We start from the raw sequence: 17,492 nt of genomic DNA, 5'->3' as shown, positions 1-17,492 counted from the left end.
CGCCACGAAAGGGAGATGACATGACCCCGCACCAGGCGCCGGCCCTCGAAGGAGGGCTCGCGGACCTGCTCCGCGCCGCCCTTCCCCCGTTCGCCCTCCTGTACCGCCCCCAGACCGGCGGGCCCGGGCTCGTGGACCTCCTGATCGGTGACGTCCAGCGGCTGGACCGGCTCGACGACCTGCCCCGGCCCCCGCGCGGCGCCGCCGCCCGTCCCGCCGCACCGGTGATCGACAGCCTCGCGCTGATCCCCTACCGGCAGATCACCGAACGCGGCTTCGCCTGCCAGGACGACGGCGAGCCGGTGCTCGCGCTGGTCCCGCACACCCACCACCGGCTGCCGCTGGAGGAGGTCATCGCCTGCCTGCCCGAGGACGCCCCCGAGCCGTCCACGCCGCGTTTCGAACCCGACGACGCAACGTACGCCGCGACCGTCCGCCGCGTCCTGGAGGACGAGATCGGGCAGGGCGAGGGCGCCAACTTCGTCATCCGCCGCTCCCTGGTCGCCGAACTCGGCACCCCCTCCCTGCGGCCGGTCACCGCGGCCTTCCGGCGGCTGCTGGAGCGCGAGCGCGGCACCTACTGGACCTTCCTCGTCCACACCGGCGACCGCACCTTCATCGGCGCCACCCCCGAACGCCACATGTCCCAGCGCGGCGGCACCGTCGTCATGAACCCCATCAGCGGTACCTACCGCTATCCCGCCGCCGGACCGGACCTGCCCGGTGTGCTGTCCTTCCTCGACGACGCCAAGGAGCGCGACGAGCTCTACATGGTCGTCGACGAGGAACTGAAGATGATGGGCCAGGTGTGCCCCGAGGGCGGCACCGTGCACGGCCCGTACCTCAAGGAGATGTCCGGGCTGGCGCACACCGAGTACGTCATCGAGGGCCGCAGCGAGGCGGCGCCCGCCGACATCCTGCGCGCCGGCCTCTTCGCCCCGACCGTCACCGGTTCCCCGCTGGCCAGCGCCTGCCGGGTCATCGCCCGGCACGAACCGCGCGGCCGCGGCTACTACAGCGGCGTGATCGCCCTGCTGGGCCGGGACGCGGACGGCCCGACCCTGGACTCGGCGATCCTCATCCGCACCGCCGACATCGACGCGGCCGGACGGCTGGAGATCGGCGCGGGCGCCACCCTCGTACGCCACTCGGACCCGGCGGCGGAGGCGGCGGAGACACGAGCGAAGACGCAGGCGCTGTGGCGGGCGTTCGCGCCCTCCGCCTCCCGGACCACCACCACCGCCACCATCGCCACAGCGCATGCCACGGCCCACGCCGCCGCCGGCCCCTCCGCCTCCGCCCAGGCGTCCCCCGCGGTCCGGCCCCGCTGCTTCGCCGCGCACCCACAGGTGCGCCAGGCCCTGGAGCGACGCAACGCCCGCCTGGCGCCGTACTGGTTCGCCCGGCCGGAGGAACGCAACGCCGTGACCGCGGCGGTGGCCGGCCGCAGGGTCCTGGTGGTCGACGCGGAGGACAGCTTCACGGCGATGCTCGCCCAGCAGATCCGCTCGCTCGGTGCGACGGTGACGGTACGCGACCACGACGCGTACGTCGACGCCTCGGCGTACGACCTCACGGTGCTGGGGCCCGGGCCCGGCGATCCGCGCGACATCCACCACCCCAAGATCGCGGCACTGCGCGCACTGACCCTGCGTCAGCTCGCCCACGGCCGACCCACGTTCGCGGTCTGCCTGAGCCACCAGGTGCTGTCCACCCTGCTGGGACTGCCCGTCGTCCGCAGGGACAGTCCGCACCAGGGCCAGCAGGAGAGCATCGACTACTTCGGACAGCGCCAGCCGGTCGGCTTCTACAACACCTTCGCCGCCGTGCACGACAGCGACCTGCTCACCCACCCGCTCGCGGCCGGCCCGGTCGAGGTCTGCCGCGCCCCGGAGACCGGCGAGGTGCACGCCCTGCGCGGCCCGGCGTTCGCGTCCGTCCAGTTCCACCCGGAATCGCTGCTCACGCCCGGCGGCCTGGGCATCGTCTCCGACGCACTCGCCCGGCTGCTGACCCCGGCGCCGATCACCACCGCCCCGGCGCTCGCCCTGGGCTGAATCCCCCGTTCCCTCCTCCTCCACCGTTCGGAGACAGCATGAACAGCATCAGCAACCTCCCCGGCGACGGCGAGCGCCGCACCCCGGGCGACGGCCCCCTCCGGATCGCCATCGTCGGCGCCGGACCGCGCGGGCTGTCCGTCCTGGAACGGCTGTGCGCCTACGCACGACGCTCCTCGGGCCGACGCCCCGTCACCGTCCATGTCATCGACCCGGCCCCGGCGGGCGCGGGCCAGGTATGGCGCACCGACCAGTCCCGGCACCTGCTGATGAACACGGTCGCCTCGCAGATCACCGTCTACACGGACGACAGCGTGCGGGTCGCGGGCCCCGTCGAGCCCGGCCCGAGCCTGCACGAGTGGGCCACCTCCCTGGCCCTGCTGGGCGAGGCCGGCGACTACCCGCCCGAGACCCTGGCCGAGGCCCGCAGACTGGGCCCCGACTCCTACCCCACCCGCGCGTTCTACGGCCACTACCTGCGCGACTGCTTCCGGCGCGCGGTCGCCGGCGCGCCCGCGCAGGTGACCGTGCGCGTCCACCGCTCGCGCGCGGTCGCCCTGGCCGACACCCACGGCGTCGCCGACGGCCCCCAGGGCCTGCGCCTTCAGGACGGCACCCGGCTCGACGACCTCGACGCCGTCGTCCTCTGCCAGGGCCATGTCCCCGCCCGTCCCACGCCGGCCGAGGCGCGCACCGCCAGCCTCGCCCGCATCCACCACCTCACCTACCTGCCGCCCGCCAACCCCGCGGACCTGGACCTCAGCGCCCTCGCCCCCGGGCAGAACGTCCTGCTGCGCGGCCTCGGGCTGAACTTCTTCGACCACATGGCGCTGCTGACGGCCGGCCGCGGCGGCACCTTCACCCGGCACGGCGACCGGCTCGTCTACGAACCCTCGGGCAGGGAACCCCGGTTGTACGCCTTCTCGCGGCGCGGCGTCCCGTACCACGCCCGCGGCGAGAACGAGAAGGGCGCCACCGGCCGCTACCACCCGCGCCTGCTCACCCCCGAGTTCATCGCGGACCTGCGGGCCCGGTCGGCGGCCCGCGGCGATGCCGTGCACCTGCGCCGGGACCTGTGGCCGCTGATCTCCCGGGAAGTGGAGAGCGTCTACTACGGCACCCTGCTGACCGCGCGCGGCCGGGACGCGGAGCGCGCCGCGTTCACCGACGCCTTCCTGGCCCTGCCCCTGGACGGCGATCCGGCCGAGCTGCTCGACGCGTACGGCATCGAGGCGGCCGACCGCTGGGACTGGGAGGCGCTCGCCGACCCGTGCGGCGGCCGGACCTTCGGCGACCGCGCGGCCTTCCACGACTGGCTGCTGGGCCACCTGGCCGCCGATGTCGCCGCGGCCCGCGCCGGAAACCTCAGCGGCCCGCTGAAGGCCGCCCTCGACATCCTGCGCGATCTGCGCAACGAGGTCCGGCTCGCGGTCGACCACAGCGGGCTGGACGGCACCTCCCACCGCGACGACCTGGACCGCTGGTACACCCCGCTGAACGCCTTCCTGTCCATCGGCCCGCCGGTCTCGCGCATCGAGGAAATGGCCGCGCTCATCGAGGCCGGAGTGCTGACGGTGCTCGGGCCACGGACGCGGGTACGGCTGGAGGCCTCCGGCGACGGCGGCGGCCCCTCCGGAGCGGGCGCCGCCTTCGTGGCGGAGTCCTCGGCCGTGCCCGGACCTCCCGTACGGGCCGGCGCACTGATCGAGGCCCGGCTGCCCGAGGCGGACCTGCTGCGCACCGCCGACCCGCTGCTGCGGCACCTCCTGGACACCGAGCAGGCCACCGCGCACCGCGTCGGATCCCCCGCCGGCGACTACACCACCGGCGGACTGGCTGTCACCGCGCGCCCCTCCCGTCTGGTCGACGCCCGCGGCCGGATCCACCCGCGCCGCTACGCGTACGGCATCCCGACCGAGGCCGTCCACTGGGCCACCGCCTCCGGCATCCGCCCCGGCGTCGACTCCGTCACCCTCGGCGACTCCGACGCCATCGCGCGCGCCATCCTCTCCCTCCAGCCCGCGACCACCCCGCACGCGCCCGCCGGCCACCGCACCGCCGCGGACACCCTGGAGGTGATCGTATGAACGGTGCCGCCGCGATACCGACGGCCGACCCGGCAGACCCTGCGGGGCAGTCCACCGTGCAGGATGACCGTACGGAGCCGACCGCCGATGCGGGCGGCTGGACAGGGCTCGACGCCGGGCTGCTCTCCCCCGTGCGCGCCGGCACCCCTGTCGAGACAGCGGTCTCAGACCGCGCCTGGCTCCAGGCCATGCTGGCGGCCGAGGCCGCGCTGGCCCGCGCTCAGGCACGGCTGGGCGCGCTGCCGCAGCAAGCCGCCGACGCCATCACCGGTGTCGCCCGCGACGGCCGACTCGACCTGCGGGCGCTGGCTCTGGCCGCCCGGGAGACGGCCAACCCGGTCGTCGGCCTGGTGCGGGAGTTCACCCGTGCGGTGGCCGAACGCGACCCGGTGGCCGCCGAGTACGTGCACCGCGGATCGACCAGCCAGGACGTGTTCGACACCGGCGCGATGCTGGTGGCCGCCCGCGCGTTGCGCATCATCCGCGCCGACCTGGCCCGTACCGAACGGGCCCTGTTCGCCCTCGCCGCCCGCCACCGTGACACCCCCATGGCCGGGCGCACGCTCGCCCTGCACGCCGTTCCCACCAGCTTCGGACTGAAGGCGGCCGGCTGGCGGCAGCTGGTCCTGGACGCCGACCGGCGGCTGGCCTGCGTGCTCGACCACGGACTGCCCGTCGTCCTCGGGGGCGCCGCCGGAACGCTCGCCGGCTACCTGGAGTACGCCCGCCTCGACGGTCCGCCCCGCCTCGTGGCCGACTACCTCACCCTGCTCACGGACGCCTTCGCCGAGGAGACCGGTCTGGCCCGGCCCGTCCTGCCCTGGCACGCCCTGCGCACCCCGATCGCCGACCTCGCCGCCGCCCTGGCGTTCACGGCCGCCGCCCTCGGCAAGATCGCCGTCGATGTCCAGACCCTGGCCCGTACGGAGGTGGGGGAACTCACGGAACCCTCGGCGGCCGGCCGCGGGGCGTCCTCCGCGATGCCGCACAAGGCCAACCCGGTCCTGAGCACCCTGATCCGCAGCGCCGCACTCCAAGTTCCCTCGCTGGCCGCGACCCTGACGGGGTGTCTGACGACTGAGGACGAACGGTCCGGCGGAGTCTGGCACGCGGAGTGGCAGCCCCTGCGCGAATGCCTGCGGCTGACCGGAGGCGCCGCCCACACCGCGGCCGAACTCGCCGAAGGACTGCGCGTGCACCCCGACCGTATGCGCCGCAACCTGGGCCTGACCGGCAGCCGCATCGTCTCGGAGCGGGTGGCCGCCGCACTGGCCCCGCACCTGGGCAGGGCGACCGCCAAGGAACTGCTCACTCGCGCCTCGGCCGCCGCCGAACGCTCCGGGCGGCCCCTGTCCGACCTGCTGTCGGAGCACCTCGCCCGCGCCGGTCACCCGGACGCCCTGCCACCCGAGCAGCTGACCACGCTGTGCGATCCGGTCCAGTACCTCGGGGCGGCACCGGAGCTGGTGGACGCGGCGCTGGCCATCGGCGGGCCGGAGAGTGCGCCGGCCGTGCCCCGGAAACCGTGACCCGCCGGCCCCGTCCAATCCACTCGACAACGTAGGACCCGTTGACGCCCCTGCCCTCGAAAGGGAGACCACTCGCCATGCGCGCCGCCTACATCGAACGGCTCGGCACCCCGGAGGCCATTCACCACGGCGAACTGCCCGATCCCAGCCCGGGCCCCACCGATGTCCTCGTCGACGTCACCGCGACCACCGTCAACCCCGTCGACACCTTCGTACGGTCGGGTGTCTTCCGTACGCCGCTGCCGTTCCCGTTCGTCGTCGGCCGCGACCTGGTGGGCACGGTCGCCGAGGCGGGACCCGGGGCTCCCGGGTTCGCCGTCGGGGACACCGTGTGGTGCAACAGCCTCGGCCACGAGGGACGGCAGGGCGCCGCGGCCGAACGGGCCGTCGTACCCGCCGACCGTCTCTACCACCTGCCCGCGGGCGTCGATCCGAGGACCGCGGTCGCCGTGCTGCACCCGGCGGCCACCGCTTACCTGGGCCTGTTCACGCACGGGCAGCTGCGGCCCGGAGAGACCGTGGTCGTGGCCGGGGCCGCCGGCAACGTCGGCAGCGCGCTGACGGTCCTGGCCGTCGAGGCGGGTGCCCGGGTTGTCGCGACCGCCGCCGCGCGCGACGCGGACCACTGCCGTTCCCTGGGTGCCGACGCGGTCGTCGACTACCGCTCCGACCGCCTTCTGGACGCCCTGCGCGAGCACGTCCCGAACGGCGTCGACCTCTACGTCGACACCAGCGGCACCAACGACCTCGGCCTCGCCGTCCCGCTCCTCGCCCCGCGCGGCCGGATCGTCCTGCTGGCCGGCGCCTCCTCGCGCCCCGAACTCCCGGCAGGCGCCCTCTACATGAAGGACTGCAGCATCCGGGGGTTCGTCATCTCCCATGCCACCACCGGCGAACTCGCCGAGGCCGCCGTCACCATCAACCGCCTCCTCGCGAACCGCCGCCTGCGCCCCCGCGCCGTCTCGTCCTTCCCCCTGAGCGCGGCCGCGGAGGCCCACCGCAGCCTGGAACAGGGCGAGACCCGCGGTCGGCGCGTGGTCCTCGACGTACGGGGAGGGCAGTGATCAAAAGCCGAGTCCGAACGACTGCTTCGGCTCTCGATGCGGGTGGCTCATAACCCCAGCCTGCGCAGCTGCTTCGGGTCCCGCTGCCAGTCCTTGGCGACCTTCACATGCAGGTCCAGGTGCATCAATGTGCGGCTACCGCCGCGCGGCCGGCGTGCCCAGCAGCGCCTCGATGCGCTTGCGGGACTTGATACCGACCTCCATCAGGCACTTGCCAGGGCACACAAGCACCGCCACATCACCGCCCATCCCAGCCAGGCCCCGTGACGGCCACCTCTCGGCCGACCGAGTCGGGTGGGCGGGTGGGAAAAGGACTCAGAACCCCAGCCTGCGCAGCTGCTTCGGGTCCCGCTGCCAGTCCTTGGCAACCTTCACGTGCAGGTCCAAGAAAACCGGTGTCCCCAGCAGCGCCTCGATGTGCTTGCGGGACTTGATGCCGACCTCCTTCAGGCGCTTGCCCTTGGGGCCGATGATGATGCCCTTCTGGCTGGGGCGCTCGATGTAGACGTTGGCGTGGATGTCCAGGAGGGGACGGTCGGCGGGGCGGTCCTCGCGCGGGAGCATCTCCTCCACGACCACGGCGATGGAGTGCGGCAGCTCGTCGCGGACGCCCTCCAGCGCGGCCTCGCGGATCAGTTCCGCGATCATGACCTGCTCGGGCTCGTCGGTGAGGTCACCCTCGGGGTAGAGGGCCGGGCCCTCGGGGAGCAGGGGGATGAGGAGGTCGGCCAGGAGGTCCACCTGCTTGGCGCCCACCGCCGACACCGGCACGATCTCGGCCCACTCGATGCCCAGGTCCTTGCCGAGCTGGTCGATCGCGATCAGCTGCTCGGCGAGGGTCTTGGAGTCGACCAGGTCGGTCTTGGTGACGATGGCGACCTTCGGGGTCTTCCGGATCCCGGCCAGCTCCTTGGCGATGAAGCGGTCGCCGGGACCGATCTTCTCGTTCGCCGGCAGGCAGAAGCCGATCACGTCGACCTCGGCCCACGTCGTGCGTACGACGTCGTTCAGGCGCTCACCCAGCAGCGTGCGCGGCTTGTGCAGGCCCGGGGTGTCGACCAGGATCAGCTGGGCGTCCGGACGGTGCACGATGCCCCGCACCGTGTGCCGCGTCGTCTGCGGCTGGTTGGCGGTGATCGCCACCTTCTGCCCGACCAGAGCGTTCGTGAGGGTGGACTTGCCCGCGTTGGGGCGGCCCACGAAGCAGGCGAAACCGGCACGGTGGACGGCCTCGGCCGACTGCTCGGATGACTGGGTACGAACGCTCATGCCGTTCATTGTCCCTGATCCACGAGGCCCCGCCGTACCGTGAGGTTTCGGTAACCCCGGCGCAACGAAACGTCACGGAAACACACCCGTACGCAACCGGAAACGCCCACCGGTGACGCTCTGACGAGCCCGCACACCCGTTGGAGACGCCCGTGCCCCTCGCCGCCGCGCACGTCGACACAGGCGACACCGCCTGGCTGCTCGCCGCGACCGCCCTCGTCCTGCTGATGACCCCGGGCCTGGCCCTGTTCTACGGCGGCATGGTCCGCACGAAGAGCGTCCTCAACATGCTGATGATGAGCTTCGTGTCGATCGCCCTGGTCACGGTGGTCTGGCTGGCGGCCGGCTACTCCCTCGCCTTCGGCGACGACGCGTTCGGCGGGCTCATCGGCTCACTCCGGCACGCCGGGATGGCGCATCTCGGCCCCGGCAGCGTGCACGGCACCGTCCCCACGCTCCTGTTCGCCACCTTCCAGCTCACCTTCGCGATCATCACGGCCGCGTTGATCAGCGGTGCGGTCGCCGACCGGACCAGGTTCTCGGCGTGGCTGGTCTTCGTCCCCCTCTGGACGCTCCTCGTATACGTTCCCATCGCCCACTGGGTGTGGGGCCCGGGCGGCTGGATCGCGAACGCGCTCGGCGCGCTCGACTTCGCGGGCGGCATGCCCGTCGAGATCGCCTCCGGGGCCTCCGGCCTCGCCCTGTGCCTGGTCCTCGGCCCGCGGCTCGGCTTCAAGAAGGACGCCATGCGCCCGCACAACCTGCCCATGGTGATCCTCGGCGCCGGTCTGCTCTGGTTCGGCTGGTTCGGCTTCAACGCGGGCTCCGCGCTCGGCGCGAACGGCCTCGCGGCCGCCGCCTTCCTCAACACCCTCGCCGCCGGCTGCACCGGCCTGCTCGGCTGGCTCTTCGTCGAGCAGAAGAGGGACGGCCACCCCACCACGCTCGGCGCCGCCTCCGGCGCGGTCGCCGGCCTCGTCGCGATCACGCCCTCCTGCGGCACGGTGTCCCTGCTCGGCGCGCTGGTCGTCGGCATCGCCGCCGGTGTCGTCTGCTCGTACGCGGTGAGCTGGAAGTTCAGGCTGAACTACGACGACTCCCTGGACGTCGTCGGCGTCCACCTGGTCGGTGGCGTCATCGGCACCCTGCTGATCGGGCTGTTCGCCGAGAAGGCGATGACCGGCGGTACGGAAGGCCTCTTCTACGGCGGCGGGCTCGCCCCGCTCGGCAGGCAGGCGCTCGCCGTGGTGGCCGTCGCGCTGTACTCCTTCGCGGTGACGTACGGCCTGGGCAAGCTGCTCGACAAGGCGATGGGCCTGCGCGCGAGCGAGGAGCAGGAGCACACCGGCCTGGACCTTACGGTGCACGCCGAGACGGCTTACGATCACGGGGTCCTGGGCCACGGCGCCCCGGTCTCCCACTCCGTCCTCACCGGCATCAGCACGCAGAAGGTCGACACCCAGGCATGAAGCTCATCACCGCGATCGTCAAGCCGTACCGTCTGGACGCGGTCAAGACCGCCCTGCAGGAGCTGGGCGTGCACGGTCTGACCGTGACCGAGGCGAGCGGCTACGGCCGGCAGCGCGGCCACACCGAGGTGTACCGGGGTGCCGAGTACCGGGTCGACCTGGTGCCGAAGGCGCGGATCGAGGTCGTGGTCGAGGACGCGGACGCCGATGCCGTGATCGACGCGATCGTCAGGGCCGCGCAGACGGGGAAGATCGGGGACGGGAAGGTGTGGGCCGTACCCGTGGAGACGGTCGTCCGCGTACGGACCGGCGAACGCGGCCCCGACGCGCTCTGACCAGCAGCATCCCGACCGCCGCGCCCGCGACGAGCACCAGCGCCGCGACCAGCCACGGCAGCGCGAGGAAGGAGGCGCTCGCCGACTGCCGGGTGCCGGGCGCGCTCGCCGTCAGCGTCACGTCCGCCCGGTCGAGCTGCGGCGCCCCGCGCCAGGTCTCGGTGAGCCGTACCGACTGCCCCGGCAGCAGCTCGGACGGCACCCGGGTCAGCTCGCGCTCCAGCAGCGTACGGCCGAACAGCCCGCGCGCCTTCAGCTCCACCTTGGGGTCGAGGATGACGTTCCCGGTGTTGCGCAGGGTGTAGGAGACGGTCGCCGTGCCGGTGCCGATGCCCGGGATGAGGGGCTGGTGGTGGCTGATGTGCAGCTGCCCTACGGAGAGCGCGGGCAGGGTGGGCCCGCTGACCCGGAGGTAGACTCGGGCGCCGACCGCCCGCTGCACCCCGAGGGCCGGTGAGCCGCTGCCGGGGTCGACGTGCTCGTCCAGGGCGACGACCGCGCCAGGGTGGTCACCGGGTTCGGCCCCCTCAGGCACGTGCAGCGTGAAGGGCACGGTGACGGTCCTGTGCCCGGGGACGGTGACCCGGGACTTCGCGATCCGCACCCAGGCGCCCACCCCGAGCATGCGCTCCTTCAGGGCGCGTACGGCGAAACCGCCGTCCCTGGCGGTGTTGTAGGCGTCGGCCGCGTAGAGCCGGAAGGTGAGCGGCCTGCCGGTCCTGTTCTGTACGGCGACCGTGTCGGTGAGCGTCTGTCCGGGGTCGGCGGAGAGGTAGAAGTAGGGCCGCGCGGCGATCTTCGAGGCGACCGGGTAGACGGACCAGCTGCCGTTGTCGGCGGCGTGGGCGGGTGCGGCCTGCCATGCCAGCATCAGGCCCAGGAGGAGGACGTACAGCTTGCGCATGGGTGCGGACCCCCGCAGAGGAGTGACGAAGGAACGGGCGGGTGCGGACGCCCGCACGCTCAGGTGAGCGTCAGCGTGAGCACACCGGAGTACGCGCCCGGAGCCGTGAACGCCGGGACGTTGAGGGAGAGTGCGGCGTCGACGGTGAACTCACCGCCGGTGAGCGTGCCGTCGGAGGTCGACGCCAGGGTCGCTCCCGAGGCACCCACACTGCCCGCCGAGCCCGCCTTGCAGGTGCTGGGGCTGCCGGCCTTGGTCGCGCACGCGGGCGTCCAGCTCAGTCTGCCCGCGTCGATCTTGCCGCCAGGACCGGTGAAGTCGGTGACCTTGCCGGTCAGGGACCAGCCCGCGGGTCCGCCGCGGAAGTCCTGGACGGTCACCGTCTGCAGCTTGCCGGTCGAGGCCCCGCCCTTGCCGAAGTCGACCGCCGACAGCGCGACGGAGTCCCCGGCCTGGGACATGGACAGCGTGCCCGCCTTGACGGTGGTGGTCAGCTTCTGACTGCCGGGCGGGACGGGGGTGTTGTCGTTGACGGCGTAGGCCGCGGGCCCGGCGCCCTTGTCCGCGCTCCAGGAGCCGCCCTCGTAGGCCACGATCCCGGTCGTCGTCTTGTCGTTGACGACGAGGGAACCGCTGAAGGAGCCCTGGGAGTTCGCGGTGACGGTCGCCGTGTCGGCCGTCTGCCGGTCCCCGGACCGCCCGGCCAGGGTGACGGTGGCGCCCGGCGTGAAGTTGGTGCCGTTGACCATGACACCGGCACCCGGGTCACCGGAGGCCGAACTCAGCGAGATGGAACGGGTGTTGGCGGGAGTGCCGTCCGTCGCGGTGACGGTCTGCGACACCGGTGCGGGCGGGTTGGTGACCGTGCACGGGGTGTCCAGCTCCAGGATGTAGCTGGTGTGGATGTTGTAGTCGCCGGGCGAGAGGGTGATCTGCCCCGCCTTGGTGACGGTGAACGTGCCGGTCATGGAGAAGGACGGGAAGGCGGCCTTCCCCGGCACCGGCGGGTTCTTCTTCGGCCCGGCGACGGTCACGTCCCCGGTCTGGGCGCCGCCGAGGGTCACCTTCCCGGTCGGGGTCATGATGTCGGCCGGCAGGGCGAGGTCGGTGGGGTTGCTCGCGGCGGCGGTGACCACGGTGTAGGTCACGGTGACGGTGTCGCCGACCTTGGGACTGGTGTTGTCCACCGACACGTTCGCGGTCGTGGTGCCGTCGATCGGCGGGATGCCCGCGACGGCGGGCGGGATGCAGTGCGTGGCGAAGTCCACGTTCGTGCCGGCGGCACCGGCCGGACCGGCCAGCGCGCCGCCCGCGGTGACCGCGAGCGCGGTCGCCCCGAACAGGGACGCCCAGCGCCACCGTCGGGATCTTCGTGGTCTTGGGGGTGTCGAACCCATGGGGCCCCCTCCTGAGGGTTGCGGGCGCAGCGGCTCATCTGCGCCGACAGGGGGCATTGATGTGGAGCCGGGGTGAGAAGTCAATGGAGATGCCGCAGAAATCTGACGGATCATCAGTTCTCGTCGGATTCTGCGGCATCCGGAACAGATCGCTCAGTTCAGTCAGTCGAAGACGAAGGGGCCGGGCGACTGCGGGCCGTTCGCCGTGCACGTCACGGTGACCCCGAAGATCACCATCGTCAGCGAGCCGCCGTAGGCGTCCAGGCTGTCACCGGAGGCGACGGTGCCGGGGAGCGGGCCGACACTGACGGCGTCGCCGGTGTTCATGGCGGGGTTCTTGGTCCCGCTGAACACCACGGACCCGCCGCCGGCCTTGGCCAGGGTGAGGGTGGAGGAGATGGAGTCCTGCGCGACCGCGACCGGCGCGGTGATCGCGGAGGAGGTGAGGGTGATGGTGGCCGAGGTGCCGCTCTGGGTGGCGGTGAGCGTGGCCGCGCCACCGCCGAAGACGCCGCAGCTCGCGGTGATGGTCGCCGACTGTGGGGTGACGGCGGCCGCAGTGGGCGCGAAGGCCAGTCCGGTGACCGCGAGGGCCCCGGCGGCCAGTGCCGCACCCGTTGCCGTGCGCTTGCCTCTCATGGGGATCCGCTTCCCTTCCCTGTGGGGAGTGCGATGTGGGGGGACACCGACGGGCGGGTGCGGATCTGACGACCCGTCGGGCGTAACGGCTTCATTGATGCGCAAGGGAAGGAACCCAACAAGGTTGAATTCCAGCCGACCTCTTGTTCGGCTGGTACTCGGGTACGTCAGCCGGCGGAAACGATGACCCGCACAACGCCGTCAGGGCCGGCCAGCAACACCGGCGTCTCCACACCGCCGAGGTCAGCGACAGCAGCCCGGTCCTCGTCCGGCAGGACTTCCGCGTCGCTCACCACCGCCGCCGCCTCCAACGACGTAGCCCCCGACGCCACCGCCATGGCCACGGCAGTGCGGAGCGCGCTCAGCTTCAACGAGGGCAGCGAGACCGACCCGGCGGCATACGTACGCCCGGTGTCGTCCCGTACGGCCGCCCCCTCCGGCACACCGTTGCGGACCCGCACGGAACGGGCCAGGGTCACGATCTTGCGGTCCTCGGGGTCAAGCGCGTTGCTCTCGGTCATGCCCAGAGCATACGAAGCGACAGCCCGCGCACCCCGCCATGGGGGGCTCGTCACCCCGCCAAGGGGGTTCGTCACCCCGCCACGGGATACATCGCGCCCCGCCGCCCCGCCGGAGACGCCAGCCACTCCAGCTTCGCCGCGGTGTTCGCCTCGTCCAGCGGAGTGTGCAGCACGATGCTCAGATCGGGCCGGGCCGGCACCTTCATCGCCGTCGACTCCACGACCAGCAGCCCGACCAGCGGATGCTCCAGCTCCTTGCGGATCTGCCCCTGGTCCTCGATGTCCCGCCGGTCCCACATCGCCCGGAACTCGGCGCTGGCCTCGCTCACCTCGGCGAGCACCGCCTGGAACCCCTCGTCGTCCGGACGCGCCGCACACGCCGCCCGGAACTGTGCCACGACCGTGCGCGCGTTCCGCTCCCAGCTGTGGCTGCGCGACCGGTACAGCGGGTCCACGAAGAAGTCGATGAGACAGTTCTGGGTGATGTCCGGCCGCATGCCGAGCACGATCGCGGCCGCGTCGTTGTACATCACGCAGTTGTAGTACAGGTCCATGATGTGCGCCGGATACGGCATCCAGGTGTCGATCAGCCGCCGCAGCCCGTCGCAGTTGGCCCGCTTCTGCTCGGGCGCGACCTCGGGCGCCGGCGGATTCATCCCGGCCAGCAGGTACAGATGCCGGCGCTCGGCGTCGCTCAGCCGCAGCACCCGGGCGACGGCGTCCAGCACCTGCGGGGACACGGAGATCTCCCGCCCCTGCTCCAGCCACTGGTACCAGGAGGCGCCCACGCCGGCGAGCACCGCGACCTCCTCCCGGCGCAGTCCGGGCGTACGGCGTCGCCCGCCCCCGGCCGGCAGCCCGGCCTCCTCGGGACTGACCCGGGCCCGCCGGCTCATCAGGAACTCCCGCAGCTCGTCGCGCCGATGACTCCTCATCGCCCCCGCAGCAGGCACGTACCGCTCCTCCCCCGTCGTGACGGCCCCGTCTGTCTGGTGGTGTCACCACCACCATAAGTTCCGACTCCCCACCGGTATTCCGTTCGCCCGAAGCTCTTGCCATGGCGATCGACACCACCACCCAGACCACCACCTCCACGGGCACACCGCTCGACACCCCCCGGCCGCCCCGGTTGTCGACGCGTGACAAGCTCGTCCTGTTCGTCCTGTGCGCCGCCCAGTTCATGGTCGCGCTGGACTTCTCCGTCCTGAACGTGGCCCTGCCGGAACTCGGCACCGACCTCGGCATGAGCCGCTCGGCCCTGCAGTGGGCGGTCACCGCGTTCGCGCTCCCGTCCGGCGGCTTCCTGCTCCTCTTCGGCCGCATCGGCGACCTGTACGGCCGCCGCAAGCTGTTCCTGACCGGCCTGGCCCTGTTCGGCGCGGCCTCGCTGCTGGCGACCCTCGCCTGGGACCCGGCGTCCTTCCTCACCGGGCGCGCGCTGCAGGGCCTCGGCGCGGCGGCGATCGTCCCGACGGGCATGTCCCTGCTGACCACCACCTTCCCGGAGGGCCCGGCCCGCGACCGCGCCCTCGGCATCTCCGGCACGCTGCTGTCGCTGGGCTTCACCGTCGGCATGGTCGCGGGCGGCGTCCTCACCGACGCGCTCGGCTGGCGCTCCACGATGGCCCTGCTGTCGGTGTTCGCGCTGATCGTGCTGCCGCTGGCGCCGGGTCTGCTGCCGGAGTCGCGCACCCCGGAGCGGCCGCGCCTGGACGTGCCCGGCGCGGTCACCGTCACCGCCGGCCTGCTGTCCCTGATCTACGCCCTGTCCACGGCCGCCGACCACGGCTTCGGCCGCGCGGACGTCATCACGGCGCTCGTCGCCGGCGTGCTCCTGCTGACCGCGTTCACGGCCGTGGAGTCCCGTACGACCGCTCCCCTCGTCTCGCTTCCCATGCTGCGCCGCCGCACGGTGGCCTGGGGGAATGTGGGCGGCTTGGTGACCTTCTCGATGATGTCCACCGTCATCTTCGTCCTGACCCTGTACCTCCAGGAGATCCTGCACCTGTCGGCCTTCGAGACCGGTCTGGTCTTCGGCGTCCAGGGCGTGCTGTCGGCCGTCGCCGGCACGCTCGCCCCGAAGGTGATCGGCCGCTTCGGCGCCCGCCGCACGCTGGTCGGCTCGCTGACCGGCCAGGGCGCGCTGATCGCGGCGCTGCTCGTGCTGAACTCGCACGTCTGGTCGGTCTGGCTCGCCACGGCGGCCGTGTCCCTGGCCAGCATGTGCCACCTGGGCGCGATCATCTCGTACGGCCTGACCGTCACCTCCGGGGTCCCGGACGAGGAGCAGGGCCTGGCCACCGGTCTGGTGACCTCCACCCAGCAGGTCGGCATCACGGTCGGCATCCCGCTGCTGGGCGTCCTGGCCACCACGTCCGACGACCTGCTGGCCGGCGTCCACACGGTCCTCGCCCTGGATGCGGCCATCGTCCTCGCCGCCGCCGTCCTGGTCGGACTGGGCCTGCGCCAGGGCCGGAGCCGGGGTCGGTCCAGGGTCTGAACGATCTCGCTCCGCGCGGCCGTGTGCACCACACGGCCGCGCGGACCGTTGACAAGGCCGTCACGGCCGGTCCAGCCGCAGCCGCTCCGCCCTGGGCAGCCCCGCGACCACGAGGTCGTACGAGTCCTCGATCAGCTCTTTCACCAGCCGCTCCGGCAGCCCGCCGTCGACCGTCACGGTGTTCCAGTGCCGTTTGTTCATGTGATAGCCGGGGACGATCAGCCCCTCGTGCTCCCCGCGCAGCCGGACCGCGTCCTCCGGGTCGCACTTGAGGTTGACGGTGAGGGGCCGCGCGCCCAGGTTCGTCAGGGCGAACATCTTGCCCAGCACCTTGAAGACCGAGGTCTCCGGATTGAACGGGAAGTCCTCCACCACCGCGTTGAAGGACAGGCAGAAGGCGCGCAACTGCTCGGGCGTCACTCGGGGTTCGCCTCCTCGGCGGCCGGCACGGGGACGGGTTCGACCAGGACCGTCACGATCTTGTTCCGGCGTCCGGCCGCGGCCTCCGCGGTCAGCTTCAGCCGACGCTCGTCGGGCAGCTCGACCTCGGCGGACGCGCCGGCGATGGGCACCCGGCCCAGCGCCTTGGCGAGCAGGCCGCCGACGGTCTCCACGTCCTCGTCGTCGTACTCCTCCAGGCCGTACAGCTCGCCGAGGTCGGTGATGTCCAGGCGGGCGGTGACCCGGAAACGGTCGTCGCCGAGTTCGACGATCGGGGGGAGTTCGCGGTCGTACTCGTCGGTGATCTCGCCGACGATCTCCTCCAGGATGTCCTCGATGGTGACGATGCCGGCGGTGCCGCCGTACTCGTCGATGACGACAGCGACGTGGTTGCGTTCCTTCTGCATCTCGCGCAGCAGGTCACCGGCGTTCTTGGTGTCCGGCACGAAGGCGGCGGGCCGCATGGCCGTCGAGACCAGGTCGCTCTCCGCCTCCCGGCTGATGTGCGTCTTGCGGACCAGGTCCTTCAGATACACGATCCCGACGATGTCGTCCTCGCTCTCGCCGGTGACCGGGATCCGGGAGAACCCGGAGCGCAGGGCGAGGGTGAGGGCCTGCCGGATGGTCTTGAAGCGCTCGATGGTGACCAGGTCGGTGCGCGGCACCATGACCTCGCGCACGAGCGTGTCACCGAGTTCGAAGACCGAGTGCACCATGCGGCGCTCCTCGTCCTCGATCAGCGACTCCTTCTCGGCGAGGTCGACCAGCGCGCGCAGCTCGGCCTCGGAGGCGAACGGGCCGCGCCGGAACCCCTTGCCCGGGGTGAGGGCGTTACCGATGAGGATGAGCAGGGACGGGATCGGCCCCATGATCCGGGCCAGCGGCAGCAGCACGTACGCCGCCGCGGTCGCGGTGTTGAGGGGGTGCTGGCGGCCGATGGTGCGGGGCGACACCCCGACGGCGACGTACGACACGAGCACCATGACCCCGATGGCGATCAGCAGGGCCTGCCAGGTGGCGCTGAACTCCTCCAGGCAGGCGTAGGTCACCAGGGCCGCGGCCGCCATCTCGCAGGCGACGCGGACCAGCAGGGCCACGTTCAGATAGCGGGTGGGGTCGGCGGCGACCTGGGCCAGCTTCGCACTGCCGCGGCGGCCCGACTTGACGGCCTCCTCGGCGCGGAAGCTGGAGATCCGGGCGAGGCCCGCCTCCGCGCAGGCGGCGAGCCAGGCGACGACGACCAGCGCGATCGCGCCGGTCACGATCTGCGGAGACATACG

General features: G+C 72.4%; 15 protein-coding genes. 7 read left to right on the top strand and 8 right to left on the bottom strand.

Annotated features, from left to right (window positions below):
• Positions 1-20: 20 nt before the first annotated feature.
• From ACWC2T_RS00550 to ACWC2T_RS00535, 4 genes are all read left to right on the top strand, one after another.
• Positions 21-2,057, top strand: a complete 2,037-nt coding sequence (locus ACWC2T_RS00550) for an anthranilate synthase family protein (RefSeq protein WP_450668255.1) — start codon at positions 21-23, stop codon at positions 2,055-2,057.
• Positions 2,058-2,095: 38 nt separating this feature from the next.
• The gene (locus ACWC2T_RS00545) at positions 2,096-4,144 is read left to right on the top strand and encodes an FAD/NAD(P)-binding protein (RefSeq protein WP_450668254.1); all 2,049 of its coding nucleotides are present in this window, start codon (positions 2,096-2,098) and stop codon (positions 4,142-4,144) included.
• On the top strand, positions 4,141-5,673 hold the full coding sequence (pcaB, locus tag ACWC2T_RS00540) for a 3-carboxy-cis,cis-muconate cycloisomerase (protein ID WP_450668253.1): 1,533 nt from the start codon (positions 4,141-4,143) through the stop codon (positions 5,671-5,673). Before ACWC2T_RS00545 ends, pcaB begins: the two co-directional genes overlap by 4 nt.
• A 77-nt stretch (positions 5,674-5,750) precedes the next feature.
• Positions 5,751-6,737: an NADPH:quinone reductase gene (locus ACWC2T_RS00535; protein WP_450668252.1), complete on the top strand. Its 987-nt coding sequence runs from the start codon at positions 5,751-5,753 to the stop codon at positions 6,735-6,737.
• A gap of 315 nt (positions 6,738-7,052) precedes the next feature.
• Here the strand turns inward: ACWC2T_RS00535 and era are convergent, their stop codons facing one another.
• Entirely contained in the window at positions 7,053-8,006 is a 954-nt protein-coding gene (era, locus tag ACWC2T_RS00530; RefSeq protein ID WP_450668251.1) for a GTPase Era, read from the bottom strand.
• A gap of 152 nt (positions 8,007-8,158) precedes the next feature.
• Here era and ACWC2T_RS00525 point away from each other — a divergent pair, with 152 nt between their 5' ends.
• Complete coding sequence (locus ACWC2T_RS00525; protein WP_450668250.1) at positions 8,159-9,475, top strand: ammonium transporter; 1,317 nt, start codon at positions 8,159-8,161, stop codon at positions 9,473-9,475.
• Positions 9,472-9,810 carry a P-II family nitrogen regulator gene (locus tag ACWC2T_RS00520; RefSeq protein ID WP_450668249.1) on the top strand — a complete coding sequence of 113 codons (339 nt, stop codon included), beginning with the start codon at positions 9,472-9,474 and terminating at the stop codon, positions 9,808-9,810. The genes ACWC2T_RS00525 and ACWC2T_RS00520 overlap by 4 nt, the downstream gene beginning before the upstream one ends.
• On the opposite strand, the gene ACWC2T_RS00515 is transcribed toward ACWC2T_RS00520, so the two are convergent.
• The 5 genes from ACWC2T_RS00515 to ACWC2T_RS00495 all read right to left on the bottom strand — a co-directional run bounded on the left by ACWC2T_RS00515 (position 9,704) and on the right by ACWC2T_RS00495 (position 14,206).
• The gene (locus ACWC2T_RS00515; RefSeq protein WP_450668248.1) at positions 9,704-10,714 is read right to left on the bottom strand and encodes a WxL protein peptidoglycan domain-containing protein; all 1,011 of its coding nucleotides are present in this window, start codon (positions 10,712-10,714) and stop codon (positions 9,704-9,706) included. The genes ACWC2T_RS00520 and ACWC2T_RS00515 overlap by 107 nt on opposite strands.
• Before the next feature lie 59 nt (positions 10,715-10,773).
• Entirely contained in the window at positions 10,774-12,111 is a 1,338-nt protein-coding gene (locus tag ACWC2T_RS00510; RefSeq protein ID WP_450668247.1) for a beta-xylosidase, read from the bottom strand.
• Between the two features lie 162 nt (positions 12,112-12,273).
• Complete coding sequence (locus ACWC2T_RS00505) at positions 12,274-12,750, bottom strand: hypothetical protein (RefSeq protein WP_450668246.1); 477 nt, start codon at positions 12,748-12,750, stop codon at positions 12,274-12,276.
• 167 nt (positions 12,751-12,917) lie between these two features.
• Complete coding sequence (locus ACWC2T_RS00500; protein ID WP_450668245.1) at positions 12,918-13,271, bottom strand: cytidine deaminase; 354 nt, start codon at positions 13,269-13,271, stop codon at positions 12,918-12,920.
• A gap of 71 nt (positions 13,272-13,342) precedes the next feature.
• Positions 13,343-14,206 carry a helix-turn-helix transcriptional regulator gene (locus ACWC2T_RS00495; protein WP_450668699.1) on the bottom strand — a complete coding sequence of 288 codons (864 nt, stop codon included), beginning with the start codon at positions 14,204-14,206 and terminating at the stop codon, positions 13,343-13,345.
• Between the two features lie 122 nt (positions 14,207-14,328).
• Between ACWC2T_RS00495 and ACWC2T_RS00490 the strand changes: the two genes are divergently transcribed.
• Positions 14,329-15,771 (top strand): MFS transporter, encoded by a 1,443-nt coding sequence (locus tag ACWC2T_RS00490; protein ID WP_450668244.1) that lies wholly within the window; start codon positions 14,329-14,331, stop codon positions 15,769-15,771.
• A 60-nt stretch (positions 15,772-15,831) separates the two neighbouring features.
• On the opposite strand, the gene ACWC2T_RS00485 is transcribed toward ACWC2T_RS00490, so the two are convergent.
• Positions 15,832-16,191 (bottom strand): MmcQ/YjbR family DNA-binding protein, encoded by a 360-nt coding sequence (locus ACWC2T_RS00485; protein ID WP_450668243.1) that lies wholly within the window; start codon positions 16,189-16,191, stop codon positions 15,832-15,834.
• Complete coding sequence (locus ACWC2T_RS00480; protein ID WP_450668242.1) at positions 16,188-17,489, bottom strand: hemolysin family protein; 1,302 nt, start codon at positions 17,487-17,489, stop codon at positions 16,188-16,190. Before ACWC2T_RS00480 ends, ACWC2T_RS00485 begins: the two co-directional genes overlap by 4 nt.
• Positions 17,490-17,492 lie beyond the last annotated feature (3 nt).

The organism is Streptomyces sp. NPDC001393, from assembly GCF_053597455.1.
The sequence above is the reverse complement of the archived record's forward strand: the minus strand, read 5'-3'. Positions and strand labels throughout refer to the sequence as shown.